General features: G+C 62.3%; 8 protein-coding genes and 6 pseudogenes. 8 read left to right on the top strand and 6 right to left on the bottom strand.

What is annotated here, in order from left to right; all coding sequences use genetic code 11:
* The first annotated feature begins 470 nt into the window (after window positions 1-470).
* From ACNFCH_RS21180 to cobA, 6 genes are all read left to right on the top strand, one after another.
* Window positions 471-4,511: a bifunctional nitrate reductase/sulfite reductase flavoprotein subunit alpha gene (locus tag ACNFCH_RS21180; protein WP_337159052.1), complete on the top strand. Its 4,041-nt coding sequence runs from the start codon at window positions 471-473 to the stop codon at window positions 4,509-4,511.
* Window positions 4,512-4,672: 161 nt separating this feature from the next.
* On the top strand, window positions 4,673-5,893 hold the full coding sequence (locus ACNFCH_RS21175; protein ID WP_196165279.1) for a CmpA/NrtA family ABC transporter substrate-binding protein: 1,221 nt from the start codon (window positions 4,673-4,675) through the stop codon (window positions 5,891-5,893).
* 14 nt (window positions 5,894-5,907) lie between these two features.
* Window positions 5,908-6,483 (top strand): ANTAR domain-containing response regulator, encoded by a 576-nt coding sequence (locus ACNFCH_RS21170; RefSeq protein ID WP_196165278.1) that lies wholly within the window; start codon window positions 5,908-5,910, stop codon window positions 6,481-6,483.
* A gap of 322 nt (window positions 6,484-6,805) precedes the next feature.
* Window positions 6,806-8,020: a nitrate/nitrite transporter gene (locus tag ACNFCH_RS21165; RefSeq protein ID WP_196165277.1), complete on the top strand. Its 1,215-nt coding sequence runs from the start codon at window positions 6,806-6,808 to the stop codon at window positions 8,018-8,020.
* A 10-nt stretch (window positions 8,021-8,030) separates the two neighbouring features.
* Window positions 8,031-9,698 (top strand): bifunctional protein-serine/threonine kinase/phosphatase, encoded by a 1,668-nt coding sequence (locus ACNFCH_RS21160; protein ID WP_196165276.1) that lies wholly within the window; start codon window positions 8,031-8,033, stop codon window positions 9,696-9,698.
* A gap of 19 nt (window positions 9,699-9,717) precedes the next feature.
* Window positions 9,718-10,461 (top strand): uroporphyrinogen-III C-methyltransferase, encoded by a 744-nt coding sequence (gene cobA / locus ACNFCH_RS21155; RefSeq protein ID WP_196165275.1) that lies wholly within the window; start codon window positions 9,718-9,720, stop codon window positions 10,459-10,461.
* A gap of 686 nt (window positions 10,462-11,147) precedes the next feature.
* Here cobA and ACNFCH_RS21150 read toward each other — a convergent pair.
* Window positions 11,148-11,351 carry a hypothetical protein gene (locus ACNFCH_RS21150; RefSeq protein WP_416743615.1) on the bottom strand — a complete coding sequence of 68 codons (204 nt, stop codon included), beginning with the start codon at window positions 11,349-11,351 and terminating at the stop codon, window positions 11,148-11,150.
* Between the two features lie 330 nt (window positions 11,352-11,681).
* Between ACNFCH_RS21150 and ACNFCH_RS21145 the strand changes: the two genes are divergently transcribed.
* The gene (locus tag ACNFCH_RS21145; RefSeq protein WP_416743613.1) at window positions 11,682-12,011 is read left to right on the top strand and encodes a hypothetical protein; all 330 of its coding nucleotides are present in this window, start codon (window positions 11,682-11,684) and stop codon (window positions 12,009-12,011) included.
* Window positions 12,012-12,170: 159 nt separating this feature from the next.
* Here ACNFCH_RS21145 and ACNFCH_RS21140 read toward each other — a convergent pair.
* From ACNFCH_RS21140 to ACNFCH_RS21130, 3 pseudogenes are all read right to left on the bottom strand, one after another.
* Window positions 12,171-12,627 (bottom strand): annotated as a pseudogene (locus tag ACNFCH_RS21140) (IS630 family transposase); the annotation flags it as partial.
* A pseudogene (locus tag ACNFCH_RS21135) lies at window positions 12,588-12,980 on the bottom strand (transposase); the annotation flags it as partial. The pseudogenes ACNFCH_RS21135 and ACNFCH_RS21140, both read right to left, overlap by 40 nt.
* Window positions 12,981-12,993: 13 nt before the next feature.
* A pseudogene (locus ACNFCH_RS21130) lies at window positions 12,994-13,113 on the bottom strand (IS66 family transposase); the annotation flags it as partial.
* Here ACNFCH_RS21130 and ACNFCH_RS21125 point away from each other — a divergent pair.
* Window positions 13,105-13,218: pseudogene (locus tag ACNFCH_RS21125) on the top strand (serine recombinase); the annotation flags it as partial. The pseudogenes ACNFCH_RS21130 and ACNFCH_RS21125 overlap by 9 nt on opposite strands.
* Window positions 13,219-13,487: 269 nt before the next feature.
* Here the strand turns inward: ACNFCH_RS21125 and ACNFCH_RS21120 are convergent.
* Window positions 13,488-13,958, bottom strand: a pseudogene (locus ACNFCH_RS21120) (IS5 family transposase); the annotation flags it as partial.
* A 59-nt stretch (window positions 13,959-14,017) separates the two neighbouring features.
* Window positions 14,018-15,198, bottom strand: a pseudogene (gene ltrA, locus ACNFCH_RS21115) (group II intron reverse transcriptase/maturase); the annotation flags it as partial.
* Window positions 15,199-15,308: the final 110 nt, after the last annotated feature.

Raw genomic sequence — 15,308 nt, 5'->3', positions numbered from 1 at the left:
GCCTGTTCGCACTGCCGGCCCGTGGGCCTTGGGCAGTCATGGTCACCCGGGCCGTGAGCGGCCAAACGATCGCCATTGATCGACTGGGCATTCCACACGCGACAACGCGGTGGGTCGGTCGAGCCTATGCAGTGGTTGTGCCAGCTGCCGCGTGACGCCCTGAATGCCCCGTGACCAAGCGGTTTGCTCGGCGCGCCCGGCGCTGCGCAGGTGGGCGGCACGGAGCCAAAACAGTGCACGAAGCGCTTCCTACGCCCCAGACTGACGCGGATCGAAGCGGCCTGCTGGCGCGCCGCGCCGCCCCAGCCCGGACGTTCCCGCCCCTGCCCGCACTTGGCCCATCCATTGCTACGCACAGGCACAGGCCATCAACGTCGATGGTCCTCCATTCAGGCAAAGGCGCCATGCAGCGTTCGTTTAAAAACGAAGCCGCTGCATGGCGCCTTTGTCGTTTCGACGGGAACGAGACGATGACGCAATCAACAACCGTACGCAGCGTGTGCCCCTATTGCGGCGTGGGCTGCGGCATTGTCATGCAGGTGCAGGACAACCTGATCGTCAAGGTGTCCGGGGACAAGCAACACCCAAGCAACGCCGGACGCCTGTGCACCAAGGGCAGCACCTGCGGCCAGGCGGTGGCTGCCAGCGGGCGCATGGCGCACGCCTTCCTGCGCCAGCGACGCGACCAGGACCCGGTGCGCGTGGGCATCGACCAGGCCATCGAAACGGCGGCTCGCCGCTTGCGCGGGATCATCGACGAACACGGTCCGGATGCCGTTGCGCTGTATGTCTCTGGGCAGATGTCGCTGGAGGCGCAGTACCTGGCCAACAAGCTGGCCAAGGGCTTCATCCGCAGCCGGCACATCGAGTCCAACTCGCGGCTGTGCATGGCCAGCGCCAGCAGTGGCTACAAGCTTTCGCTGGGTGCCGACGGCCCGCCGGGGTCCTATGAGGACTTCGACCACAGCGATGTGTTCGTGGTGAGCGGCGCCAACATGGCTGACTGTCATCCGATCTTGTTCCTGCGCCTGCTGGATCGGGTGAAGGCCGGTGCAAAGCTGGTGGTGATCGACCCAAGGCGTAGCGCCACCGCCGACAAGGCGGACCTGTTCTTGCAGATTCGTCCAGGCACCGATCTCGCTTTACTCAACGGCCTGCTGCACCTGCTGGTGAAGGACGGTCACTGCGACCACACATTCATCGACGCCTTCACCCAGGGCTGGGAGGTGATGGAGGATTTTCTGCAGGACTACAGCCCCGCGCGCGTCGCGGCCCTCACCGGCCTGGCCGAGGCGGATATCCGTCAGGCGGCGCAGTGGATCGGCCAGGCCGCCAATTGGATGAGCTGCTGGACCATGGGCCTGAACCAGAGCGTGCACGGCACCTGGCACACCAACGCGCTGTGCAACCTGCACCTGGCCACCGGTGCCATCTGCCGACCCGGCAGCGGGCCGTTTTCCCTCACCGGCCAACCCAATGCCATGGGTGGCCGCGAGATGGGCTACATGGGTCCTGGGCTGCCCGGGCAGCGCTCGGCGCTGGTGCCAGAGGACCGGGCCTTCGTCGAGCGCTTGTGGAACCTCGACGCCGGCAGCCTACGTGCAGAAGGCGGCGACGGCACCGTGGCGATGTTCGAGCAGATGCGCGCCGGTGCCATCAAGGCCTGCTGGATTATCTGCACCAACCCGGTCGCCAGCGTCCCCAACCGCCAGACCGTGATCCAGGCCCTGCAGACTGCGGCGTTGGTGATCACCCAGGACGCGTACCTGGACACCGAGACCAACCGCTACGCCGACATCCTCCTGCCTGGCGCGCTGTGGGCCGAGGCGCAGGGGGTGATGATCAATTCCGAGCGCAACCTCACCCTCATGCAACAAGCCGTCACCCCGCCTGGCGACACGCTGCCCGACTGGCAACTGATCGCCCGCATCGCCTGCGCCATGGGCTATCAGGAGGCCTTCAGCTACGACAGCGCCGAGCAGGTGTTCGAAGAAATCAAGCAGGCTTGCAACCCCAAGACCGGCTATGACCTGCGTGGTGCGAGCTACGCCCGCCTGCAGGAAGCGCCCGTGCAATGGCCCTGCGCCACACCCCAGGCCAGCCCACGCAACCCCATCCGCTACCTGCACGCCGACGGCCCGGTGTTTGCCACCGAAAGCGGCAAGGCGCAGTTCTTTGCCCGCCCCTTCTTGCCCAACGCCGAATTGCCGGACGACGACTTCCCCATGGTGCTCAACACCGGCCGCGTCCAACACCAGTGGCACACGCTGACCAAGACCGGCAAGGTGCCGACACTGAACAAGCTCAACCCCGGCCCCTTCCTGGAAGTCCATCCCAGCGACGCCGCCCGCCTGGGCATCGTCGCGCGCGGCATGGTGCAAATCCGTTCCCGTCGCGGCCGCGCCGTACTGCCGGCGGTGATCACCGACCGCGTGCAACCGGGCACCTGCTTTGCGCCTTTTCACTGGAACGATGTGTTTGGCGAGCACCTCGCCATCAATGCCGTCACCAGCGATGCCGTGGACGCGCTGTCCTTGCAGCCGGCGTTCAAGTTCTGCGCCGTGGCGCTGCAGGCCAACGCCACGCCTGGGGAAGCGCTGGCGCCCGCCTCCAACGCCCTGGAGCTTGCCCCGATACAGATCGATGCATTCGCCCGCGCGCTCAACCTCGACAACACCCCGCCACTGATCCTGAGCGCCGACGAGCAGTGGTACATGCAAGGCTATCTGCTGGGCCTGCGCAGCGCCGAGGGCCGCCATCCAGGCGTGCCCACGATCCCGCTCAGCGCGCCCTTCGCGCCGAACCGGCGCCTGCTGCTGGACGGCCTGCTCGCAGGGCTGTTCAGCCGTGGCCATGGCGAATCGGCAGCGGCCCCGCTAACGTTGGCCGAGCCCAGCCTGGCCTGCGAGCCCGAGTGGCTGGTGCTCTGGGGTTCGCAAACCGGTAACAGCGAAGCCCTGGCCGCGACCTGCGCCGAGCGTCTGGGCAGCGCTGGCCAACGGGCGCGCCTGCAAGCCATGGACGAGGCCCGGCTGGACGATTTATGCAGCGCCGCAGGCGTGCTGCTGGTGACCAGCACCTTTGGCGACGGCGACCCACCCGACAACGCCAGCGACTTCTGGAACAGCCTGCAAAACGCCCAAGCCCACGCCCTGGCCCGCAGCCGTTTCAGTGTGCTGGCGCTGGGGGATTCGAGTTACCGGCAGTTCTGTGGCTTTGGCCGCAAGCTCGACGAGCGTCTGGTGGAGCTGGGCGGCGAGCGGCTGCAGCCGCGGCTGGAATGCGAGCCGGGCGACGCGGAACCTGCGCAACAATGGCTCAGCGCGCTGCTCGACAGTCTGATGCCCAGCAACCGCCCTCTCCACCAACGCCCTGCGCCTGCGCCGAGCCGCAGCTTCGATCGCGCCAACCCGCTGCGCGCGCGGCTCATCCATAATCAGGTGCTGAACGCCCCGGGTGCAGAAAAAGAAACCCGTCATCTGGCGTTCGACCTGAGCGGCCACGACTTCCCGTACCAGGCCGGCGATGCCTTGGGTATCTGGCCGAGCAATTGCCCGGAGTTGGTGGATGAACTGTTGGCCACCCTGCATCTGGACGGCGACAGCCCGGTCGAGCTGAAAAACCAGCCCGACCTTTCCCTGCGCCAGGCCCTGACCGAGCACCTGGAGATCGCCCGCATCAGCCCGGACCTGCTGCGCCGCATCGCCGAGCAGCACACACACTCACACCTGGATGAACTGCTGCAGGATGACAACCAAGAAGCCCTGAATGCCTGGCTGTGGGGCCGCCAGCTGCCAACACTGCTGCGCGAATGCCCCATTACCCTGGAGGCTGCGCAACTGGTCCAACTGCTCAAACCCTTGCAGCCGCGCCTGTACTCCATCAGCTCCAGCCCCAAGGCGGTGCCGAACGAAGTGCACCTCACCGTCTCGACCGTGCGCTACCAACACCAAGGCCAGCAACGCGGCGGCGTGTGCTCGACCTTTCTCGCTGACCGTGCGGCCAATGACGGTGCCCGGATCTTCCTGCAACCGTCCACCCACTTCCGCCCGCCCAAGGACCCCAGCACACCGCTGATCATGATCGGCCCCGGCACCGGCATCGCACCGTTCCGGGCGTTTCTGCAGGAGCGCCAGGCGCAGGGCGGTGGCAGCAAGAACTGGCTGTTCTTTGGCGAGCAACGGGCCTTGAACGACTTCTACTACCGCCAGGAACTGCGCGCCTGGCAGCGCAGCGGACACCTCACGCACCTGGACACCGCCTTCTCCCGCGACCAGGCCGAAAAACGCTACGTGCAGCACTGCATGCTCGAACAAGGCGCCCGTTTCTGGGCCTGGCTGGAACAAGGCGCGCACGTGTGCGTGTGTGGCGATGCCGGGCGCATGGCCAAGGACGTCGACGCCGCGCTGAAGAAAATCGTGCAGGTGCACGGCAGGAGGAGCGCCGGCGCCGCGGCGCTCTATGTGAGCGCCATGAGCAAGGAGCGACGCTATCTGCGTGATGTGTACTGACCTGCCAGCGCACCGCTGACAGGACTCGGCACACCAATTGCTCAGCATTGCCCATGGGCCCTGCGCCCAGGCTTCGACAGACGGGACAGGCGTCGCACTTGACCGGCCATTGCCGGACGAGGACGACGCCTTTTTGTGAATCGCTTTTTCAGGATGGTGGCATGCGCGACAGCAGCAACGACCTGGCAACCCTCCATGCCCTGGCCTGGGTGGCCGGCAGCGACGGGCCGGAAAAAAACGTGCTCGATATCGGCTACATGCCGCTCAGCGACTGCGCCTCGCTGGTGGTGGCGGCCACCCAGGGCTTTGCCCAGCCCTATGGCCTGACCCTCAACCTGAAGCGACAAAGCTCCTGGGCAGGCCTTGGCAACAAGCTGCTTAGCGGCGAGCTGGACGCGGCCCATAGCCTGTACGGCATGGTCTACGCCATCGAACTGGGCCTCAGCGGCGCTCCGGCCACGGGCATGGCGGTGTTGATGGGGCTGAACCAGAACGGCCAGAGCATCAACCTGTCGCAATCGCTCAAGGAGGCCGGGGTGACCAGCGCCAGTGCACTGCGCCAGCGTGTGCACCAAAGCGGCCCAAAGCTCACCTTCGCCCAGACCTTCCCCACCGGTACCCACGCCCTGTGGTTGTTCTACTGGCTGGCCAGCCAAGGCATTCACCCGTTGCAGGATGTGAACAGCGTAGTCGTGCCGCCGCCGCAGATGCGGGCCCACCTGCAGGCCGGGCGCATCGATGGGTTTTGCGTCGGGGAACCCTGGGCCGCCGAGGCCATTGCCCATGGCCAGGGGTTTACCGTCAGCACCAGCCAGGCGATCTGGCCGGACCACCCGGAAAAGGTGCTGGCCTGCACCCACGAGTTCGTCGAGCGATACCCCAACACCGCCCGCGCGCTGGTGATGGCCGTTCTGGAGGCCAGCCGGTTCATCGAGCAAAGCCCGGAGAATCGGCAGAGCACGGCGCAGTTGTTGAGCGCCAGCGAGTACCTGGACACGCCGCTGGACAGCATCGCGCCGCGCCTGCTGGGGCACTACAGCGATGGCCTGGGCAACCAGTGGGACGATCCACACCCGCTGCGCTTTCACCATGGCGGCGCGGCCAACGTGCCGTACTTGTCCGACGGCATGTGGTTCATCACCCAGTTCCGCCGCTGGGGCCTGCTGCGTGAAGAGCCGGACTACCTGGCCATTGCCCGCCGGGTGCAGCAACTGGACCTCTACCGGCGCGCGGCCGGCAGCCTGGAGATCGCCGTTCCGGCAGCGCCGATGCGCAGCAGCCGGCTGCTCGACGGCAGCCTGTGGGATGGACACGACCCCGCCGCCTATGCCCGCAGCTTCGCCCTGCACGCCTTGAGCGATCCCGCCCCGGCGGGCCGATAAGGGAGAGGACGGCCATGTTGCGAATCCTGCTGATCAACGACACCTCGAAAAAAGTCGGACGCCTGCGCGCGGCCCTGAGCGAGGCAGGCTTTGACGTGATCGACGAGTCAGGTTTGACCATCGATCTGCCCGCCCAGGTCCAGGCACTGCGCCCGGATGTGGTGCTGATCGACACCGAATCCCCCAGCCGCGATGTGATGGAGCACGTGGTGCTGCTCAGCCGCGACCAGCCGCGACCGATCGTGATGTTCACCGACGAGCACGACCCCGGGGTGATGCGCCAAGCGATCAAGTCCGGCGTGAGCGCCTATATCGTTGAAGGGATTCACGCCCAGCGCCTGCAACCGATCATGGACGTCGCCATGGCCCGCTTTGAAAGCGACCAAGTGCTGCGTGCACAACTGCACGCCCGCGACCAGCAACTGGCCGAGCGCAAACGCGTGGAGCTGGCCAAAGGGCTGCTGATGAAAATGAAAGACTGCAGCGAAGCGGATGCCTACACCCTCATGCGCCGCCAGGCGATGAGCAAACAGCAAAAGCTCATCCAGGTGGCCGAGCAGATCATCGCCATGAGCGAGTTGCTCGATTGAAGAACAGGGGCTCATTCGGTGCAGGCGAGAGCCCCTGTGCCCTACAACGCAGCGCATGCCGGCCACCGAGAGAGCGGCAACCCGGCCAAACACCTGCCCCAGAGCCGTTCCTACACATTGGCACATAACCTGCTTTTCTTTTCGTACAGGTAGCCAACGGCGGTTGCCCCATCACGACAAAGACGTCGCTATTCCCTCGGCCATGGGCCGGTGGAGAGCGGCGTCTTTTGCGTTTTCAGCTCCCACAGGAGCGGGTGGAGTGGCCGTTGTGGCCCTTCGCCTCATACCACCGGGTTGAACTCTTTTGCCGATGAGGTGCTGGATGAACAACAACAGTTTCTGGAAAGCCGGGCATACCCCCACGCTGTTTGCTGCATTCCTGTATTTCGACCTGAGCTTCATGGTCTGGTACCTGCTCGGCCCGATGGCGGTGCAGATTGCCACTGACCTGCAACTGACCACCCAACAGCGCGGTTTCATGGTGGCCACGCCTATCTTGGCCGGTGCGTTCTTGCGCTTCGTGATGGGGATGCTGGCGGACCAGGTGTCACCGAAGACCGCTGGGATCATCGGTCAGGTGATCGTGATCGGTGCGCTGGCCGCCGCCTGGCAGCTCGGCATCCACAGCTATGAACAAGCCCTGCTGCTGGGCGTGTTTCTCGGCATGGCAGGCGCCTCATTCGCCGTGGCCTTGCCGCTGGCATCCCAGTGGTACCCGGCCGAGCATCAGGGCAAGGCCATGGGCATCGCCGGCGCGGGCAATTCCGGCACAGTGCTCGCGGCCTTGGCGGCCCCGGTACTGGCGCTGACCTTTGGCTGGACCCACGTGTTCGGCCTGGCACTGATTCCGCTGTTGCTCACCCTGGCGCTGTTCAGCCTGCTGGCACGCAATGCGCCGAACCGCGCCAAGGCCAAATCCATGGGCGATTACTTCAAGGCCCTGGGCGACCGTGACAGTTGGTGGTTCATGTTCTTTTACAGCGTCACCTTCGGTGGTTTCATCGGCCTGGCCAGCGCCCTGCCCGGCTACTTCCACGACCAGTACGGCCTGGACCCGATGACCGCCGGCTACTACACCGCCGCCTGTGTGTTTGGCGGCAGCCTGATGCGCCCCTTGGGCGGTGCACTGGCCGATCGTTTTGGCGGCATCCGCACCCTGCTGGGCATGTATGCCCTGGCGGCGACCTGCATTGCGGCGGTGGGTTTGAACCTCCCCAGCCCAGTGGCGGCACTGGCCCTGTTCGTCGCGGCGATGCTGGGATTGGGCGCAGGCAACGGCGCGGTGTTCCAACTGGTGCCGCAGCGTTTTCGCAAAGAGATTGGCGTCATGACTGGGCTGATCGGCATGGCCGGTGGGGTGGGCGGGTTCCTGCTGGCTGCAGGCCTGGGCGCCATCAAGCAGCATACCGGCGAATACCAGCTTGGCCTGTGGTTGTTCGCAAGCCTGGGGTTGGTGGCCTGGTTCGGTCTGCACGGGGTGAAACGCCGCTGGCGGACCACCTGGGGGTCGGCCGCCTACACAGCGGCGCGGGTGTGAGAGACCGGCCATGGGCTTGCAATTGAGCTATGCCGAAGCCAGCGCCAGCGGGCCACGCGCGCAAAACCAGGATGCGACCCGCCTGGTCACCCCTGCCCCGGCACTGGCCGCCAGCAAGGGCTATCTGTTCGCCCTGGCCGATGGCGTCAGCCAATGCGCCGACGGTGGCCTGGCCGCACGCTCGACCTTGCAGGCATTGGCCATGGACTATTACACCACCCCGGAAACCTGGGGCGTGGCCCAGGCACTGGACCGCTTGCTGCTGGCGCAAAACCGTTGGCTGCATGCCAGCGGCAATGGCCAGCCGCTGCTCACCACCCTTAGTGCGCTGGTGATGCGTGGCAAGCATTTCACCCTTGCCCATATCGGTGATTGCCGCGTGTATCGCTGGTTCGACGGGCAGTTGCAACGCATCAGTGAAGACCATGTGTGGCACCAACCGGGCATGCAGCATGTGCTCAAGCGCGCCATGGGCCTGGAGCAGCACCTGGTGGTGGACTATCTGGATGGCGAACTGCGCCAGGGGGAAAGCTTTCTGCTGGTCAGCGACGGCGTCTGGGCCACCCTGAGCGACGCCATCATTGCCGGCATTCTGCGCGATGAAGAGCAACTTCAGGCGGCTAGCCAGGCTCTGGTCAGCGCTGCCCACTATGCCGGCAGCCAGGACAACGCCAGCGCGGTCCTGGTACGGATCGAGGCCCTGGGGGAAACCAGTCTGAGGGATGCCCTGGGTCAGATCGAGCAATGGCCATTGCCGCCGCTGCTCAAGCCGGGCCAAACGTTCGAAGGCTGGCAGGTAGAGGCCTTGCTCGGGCAAAGCCGACAGTCGCTGGTCTATCGCGTACGCGATGCCCAGCAGCAACCCTGGCTGCTGAAAACACTCCCCTCCAGCCGGGAGGCTGACACCGGTGCCGGGCAGGCCCTGCTGCAGGAGGAATGGTTTCTGCGTCGGGTGGCGGGCCGCTACTTTCCCGACATGCATCACGCCCATCAGCGCCAGCACCTGTACTACCTGATGCGCGAACATGCGGGGATGACCTTGGCCGAGTACTATCGTAGCCACGGCAATGTCAGTCTCAGCCAAGGGTTGGACATCGCGTCGCAGCTGCTACGCGCGCTGGGCATGCTGCATCGGCGCAACATCGTGCACCGCGATATCAAGCCTGAGAACGTGCTGCTCGGTAGCGATGGAGAGCTGCGCGTGCTGGATTTCGGCCTGGCCTACTGCCCCGGCTTGTCCCCCCAGGCACATGGCGAACTGCCCGGCACGCCCAGTCATATCGCCCCGGAGGCTTACACGGGCGCCGCCCCCAGCGCGGGGCAGGACCTCTACAGTGCCGGGGTGACCCTCTACTACCTGCTCACCGGCCACTACCCCTACGGCGAAATCGAAGCCTTCCAACGCCCACGTTTCGGCACGCCCGTGCCCGCCAGCCGCTATCGCCCAGACCTGCCCGAGTGGCTGGTGCACTGCCTGGACAAAGCCGTGGCCTGCGAGCCGACAGACCGCTACGAAACCGCCGAACAATGGCTGCTGGCCCTGCAACAAGGCGAACACCTGCCCACGGCCAGGCCACGCCCTCTGCTGGAGCGCGAACCACTCAAAGTGTGGCGCGCCCTGGCGTTGGGGTCGCTGCTGGCCAATGGGCTTCTACTGGTTTGGATGCTGCACGCGTGAATACCTCGAGGAGATACCCATGAGCGCAAAAGTCTGGTTGGTTGGCGCAGGCCCCGGTGATCCGGAACTGCTCACTCTCAAAGCCGTGCGTGCCTTGAACAGCGCCCAGGTGGTGATGATCGACGATCTGGTCAATCCCGCCGTGCTGGAGCACTGCCCCACTGCCAAAGTCATCCACGTGGGCAAGCGCGGCGGTTGCCGCTCCACACCGCAGGCGTTCATTCATCGCCTGATGCTGCGCTACGTCCGCCAAGGGTACTGTGTGGTGCGCCTCAAGGGTGGCGACCCGTGCATCTTCGGTCGCGGCAGTGAAGAATCCAACTGGTTGAACGCGCACGGCATCGAAGTGGAACTGGTCAATGGCATCACCGCCGGCCTGGCCGGCGCCACCCAATGCGGCATCCCCCTGACCCTGCGCGGCGTCGCCCGCGGCGTGACCTTGATCACCGCCCATACCCAGGACGACAGCTCAGTTCAATGGCGAGCCCTGGCACAAAGCGGCACCACCCTGGTGGTGTACATGGGCGTGGCCAAGCTGGAGGAGATTCGCAGCCAATTGCTGGCTGCAGGCATGCCCGAACGGATGCCGGTGGCCATGATCGAAAATGCCTCGCTACGCCATCAACGCGAATGCCGCAGCACGCTTGCGCAGATGCACGAAGCCGCGCAGGCATTCGGGCTGAAGAGCCCGGCGGTATTGGTGATTGGCGAGGTGGCGGCGTTGGGACAGGAGGTGGCGACTTTGATGGGGGTATCAGCGTAACGGAGCACGGCTGGATGCGGACGGGTCTGACGCCAGAGCATCCGCTGGGACACCAAAAACAAAAAAGGCCAAAGATAAAATCTTTGGCCTTTTCTGGAAGCGTTCCGGGATCACCCATGAGCGCTGAATTTGGAGCGGGAAACGAGACTCGCATCGGGCTTGCGAGCCATTGAAAACAAACGGTTTTCAGCCATCTCAAAACCTGGCATGGCCTTGATTCTGGACTCATTTTTTGCCGATTACAACTCCACGCGCCCTCGGGCAGCACACGCCGATAACAGCCCCCCCCAATTCTGGCCAACCTGAAGCGAAAGCAGCCAATCTGACGGGTTGCCAGTCGACAGCAGTCGCAACAGACCAACACGGCCAGCCCAAGAGTGGGACTTCAGCGCATTTTCCGGCGACTGAATCGATGACCAATGAGCTGATGCCGGGTGACCGAAATCCGCACCCGCACAGTGGCGAGTCAGATTACAGCGATCCAGGTCGCGAGAGCGTCCATGTCCCTGCCTCATCCGGCCCTGTCCGGGCAGGCCGACCCCAAGGTCAGTACCTACGCTACGGCCCCGACGATCAAAAACGGCCGTAAACCGATGGCTGGCCGATGACGTTTCGTCGAAAACCAATACCACCACGGAGAACATGGGTATATACTTATAACCGTTACCTATGAAATTTACAGGGATTTAATGATTTTGGTTACAAAAGAGAAGTCCGCTTTCGACCAACAACTGCTGTCTTTGCTCGAGGCCACCGAAGCGGCTGGAGCGGTTTGGCGTGATACCGTCAAACAGATGGACGCGGTCTCCGATGAGGTTTGGCTGGAACAAATGTACGAGCTTGATCGTTTGGAAGCACGGTACCGGAGCTGTCAAGATCAGATCTGCCATTATCTCAGACACCTTGCCAACGACTGCGCGTCCTTCTCGATGTAACCGTCATGTATCTCGCGCCCCTGCGTGGCTTCATGCTCATGTGCCGTCGCAGTACTGACTCCTGCGAAATCTTAAGGACTGCCGGAAACCTATCCCCCGAGCGATTCACTTAACCGCACATACCAGACCTCCCATCAGGTGTCCTCTAGGCGCGGACTTGAATGGTCCGTAAGGTTTGGACCGGGCTGTGGAAAGCGCCTTTCACATTAGACAACCGCGCCAGGCACGCTATGGTGAATAGCGGGCAGGCTTCCATGACCTACAACAGCACTCGAAGTGGTGAATATGGCGACTTTTGACGCTGTGCAAGTAATTCTCGATGCACTGGCTCGAATGGAGGAGGCTGCGATCGTCACTCCGGTTGACATGCTCACAGCCCTGCTGAGTGACCCAAGCATATCAGCAGCGAGGTCGTTAGAAGAGGAAATCGATATGCAGGTCGTTTTCCTCAAAGTGTATGGCGAGCGGATCTATGGAAGACCTACAGCGTGGATGGACACCCCCGGGTTCCTAGCGGCATATGCAGAGGCCGCACGCAAGGTGGGCCGAGAAGAGCTTGTCAAGGCCTGGGATGATGCTCGCGATTCCCCACCCATCCCCTATAAGCATGGGTAGTCCTGCGACAGACATGGCCTCTCGGGAGCAGAAGGTCGTTCGCCTGAGGGAATTCTCCTTCACCTGCAAAGGTCACGGCACAGGCAGGGTAGAATCCCGTCGGCAGTGCGAAATGCCATGGGTTCGTCTGGCGTGGTGGTTCAGAAGTACCACTGACAATCAATTGCCCAGCACTCGTGCGGCACGAGCGAGTGAGGTCAGGATGCCCTCGGTGTTCTGGTGCCAGCGAAATGGCTTCGGGTTTTGGTTGTAGGTTTCCAGGTAGTGCTCGACCAACGCGTCCAGATCCTTAACGCTGACATGTGCCTAGCGCTTGATCCTCTTCTCGCCCAGCGTTGAGAAAAACCACTCAGCCAGGTTCAGCCATAACGCTGTAGTGGTCAACTGCCGAGGTCGGCGTAAAGTGGATGTTGTAGCGCGGTCGCGCGGCAAGCCCGGTCCTGACTTTGTCAGTTCTGTGAGTCGCGTAATTCTCCATGATTAGATGAATTGGCATATCGGTAGGCACGGACACATAGGTTCCCCTCAGCAAGGCGAGGAACCCGATACTGTGAGGTTGACGCTTCAGTCGGCCGATCACTTCGCCAGTTGCGGCATCCAAGGCAGCAAACAGCGAAACAGCGTGGTCAGTTGCGCCGAGTTCTTGGCCAATCCACGGAAGCGGGTCTTCACCTAACCGAACTGGCGCTTGATGACGCGAAAGAGGGGTTCGACTTTCGCCCGTGCCTGCCCCTTGACCTTCTCGATCTTGCGTTTGGCTTTGTAGAGAACACTGCGTTGGCCCACGTGTTTGTAGGTGCGACGGCGGGCTGCGGTCTGCCAGATCATTGGCCGCCCTTCATGCCCTGATCTTTTCTCCACACCGGTGTAGCCCACATCGGCGCAGACGATGTTTTCTTTGTCATGCAACAACTGAGTGACCTCCGTCTCGTCAGCCACATTCGCCGCGGTACCGTGGACGTCCTGCACCGGATGGACAGCACAATTTCCTGACCTGCCGCTCAACTTCGCACAGACCATCCATTGAGTGCAGCGCCTGTTCGGCCAGCTGGCTCTAGTTCGCCACATGCAGGTCGAAGAACGTGCGACGTGCATGCACAAGCGGGTTAAGGAGCTGCTGGGCGCCGGTATGGACATCCGAGCCACGGCTAGACACACCAATTGGTCGACCACTGCCGTGCTACGCATCCGCGACACCACGGGCTGACGCTTGTACTGAGTAATGAAAAAACTTGTAACAGATCGATCAGTTAGGTTTGTTTCTTTTGCTGCTGCACCCAACTCGCAGCCACGCTGCCAAGGCAGCCTCTCGATGAATAATTTAAGTATTTGATTTATATGGGCCTCGAGGGATCTCTAAGGAAACTCCGAACAAGTTGCCCATCAGCCGGAAATGGACGGCTTGGGGATGCCGAAAAGCCCGATTTTCAGCCGCTGATTATTGGAAAACCAAGGCACAGCCTTGGTTTTCTGCCCTCACGGGCGCACCTCTCTCGCAGCAGGCAATAATTGCCGGCGCACCATCCACAGATTCGACAGCGCAAATAGCGTGGTCAGTTGCGCCGTGTTCTTGGCCAAGCCACGAAAGCGAGTCTTCACATAGCCGAACTGGCGTTTGATCACCCGGAACGGGTGCTCCACTTTCGCACGTACTTGCGCCTTGGCCTTTTCGATCTTGCGCTTGGCTTTGTAGAGCACGCTGCGTTTACTCAAGTGTTTGTAGGTGCTGCGGCGGGCAGCAATCTGCCATATCACCTGGCGCCCCTCGTGTTCTGGCCGCTTTTCCACGCCTGTGTAGCCCGCATCCGCACAGACGACATTCTCTTCGCCATGCAATAGCTGAGCGACCTCCGTCACGTCAGCTACGTTCGCGGCAGTGCCGTGAACGTGATGCACCAGGCCCGACTCAGCATCGGCACCAATATGCGCCTTCATGCCGAAGAGGTGAGTCGGCCACAGGAACTGCCCCCGTAGCCGCTCGCAGAACCGTACGTGACACTCTCGCGTCATACGGCTCCCGTTATCCAACCTGTTGCTCGGTTACTTGCCAGTGATAAAACAGTCGAGGGGCAGCCGTCTGCACCGTGTCCAACCATTGAGATATGCGCCGCTTGCGCCCGTGAAGTATTTTGTACTTACGACCGGCCCAACGCTTGAGTGCGCTATCGATATGTCGAGAGATGCCAAGCATGGCCGTCCGATAGAACGCGCCATAGTACTGCCACCAACCTTGTATCACTGGGTTGTAAAGCCGAGCCACAGCAGCCAGCGTCACGTGAGTTTGGCGGTTGACCCGCCACTCGCGCACTGCTCGCCGCATCCGCTTCAACGCTTGCGCACTGACTCCCGGCAGGAAGCTGGTGAAAAGGTTGTTCTGTTGGCCGATTGCCTTCCTGGGTCTAAAAGTGAAACCAAGGAAGGTAAAGCTCACATGCGGATACTCCGCGCGTCGATTGCTGTCCTTGCAGTACACGATTTTCGATTTCTCGGGATGCATCGTGAGACCACAAACTGCTAGACGTGAAGCGATTGAACGCATCACGTGTTCTGCCTGCCTCTCGCTACGACAATGCACTACCGCATCATCGGCGTACCGGGCAAAAGGACAGTTTGCGCTGTTTCGTTGCATCCAAGCGTCAAAGGTGTAATGCATGAACAGATTCATCAGCATGGGACTGATCACGCCGCCTTGCGGGGTGCCACGTTCGCGTTGAATGCGAACGCCATCTGCTGCCTCGAACGGAGCAACCAGCCATCGTTCGATGTACAGCAGTATCCAGTCCTCTTTGATATGGGTTCGCACCGCTTTCATCAGCAGTTCATGATCAATGTGATCAAAAGCCGCCTTGATATCAAACTCCACCACCCAGTCGTATCGCCAGCAGCGCTCGCGTGTGATCGCTATGGCCTGTTTGGCTGAACGCCCTGGTCGGTATCCATATGAGTCCGGATGGAAAAGCGCATCCAGCTTCGGCTCGATGAGGAGTTTGACTACAGTTTGTGCGATACGGTCGCTGACCGTAGGCACTCCCAGCCTGCGTATACCCCCCGATGCCTTCGGTATCTCAACAACCTTGACCGGCGGCGGGAAATAAGACCCCGACGACATTCGATTCCATAGCTTGTAAAGATTCTTCGGCAGGTTCCGCTCAAAATCGGCAATGGTCTCATCGTCGATTCCAGCAGCTCTGAATCGCCCCTGGTTTTCTAGACACTCTCCAAGCTCAGGAAATAGCGTTTCTCATACTCTACTGGAGACAGCTGCATAGCACTGCTGTGTCGGCGTTTAGGGTTATA

The sequence above is a fragment of the Pseudomonas sp. NY15354 genome (assembly GCF_048068075.1).
In the GTDB taxonomy this organism is placed as follows: domain Bacteria; phylum Pseudomonadota; class Gammaproteobacteria; order Pseudomonadales; family Pseudomonadaceae; genus Aquipseudomonas; species Aquipseudomonas guariconensis_C.
This window is presented reverse-complemented; position numbering and strand designations above follow the sequence as displayed.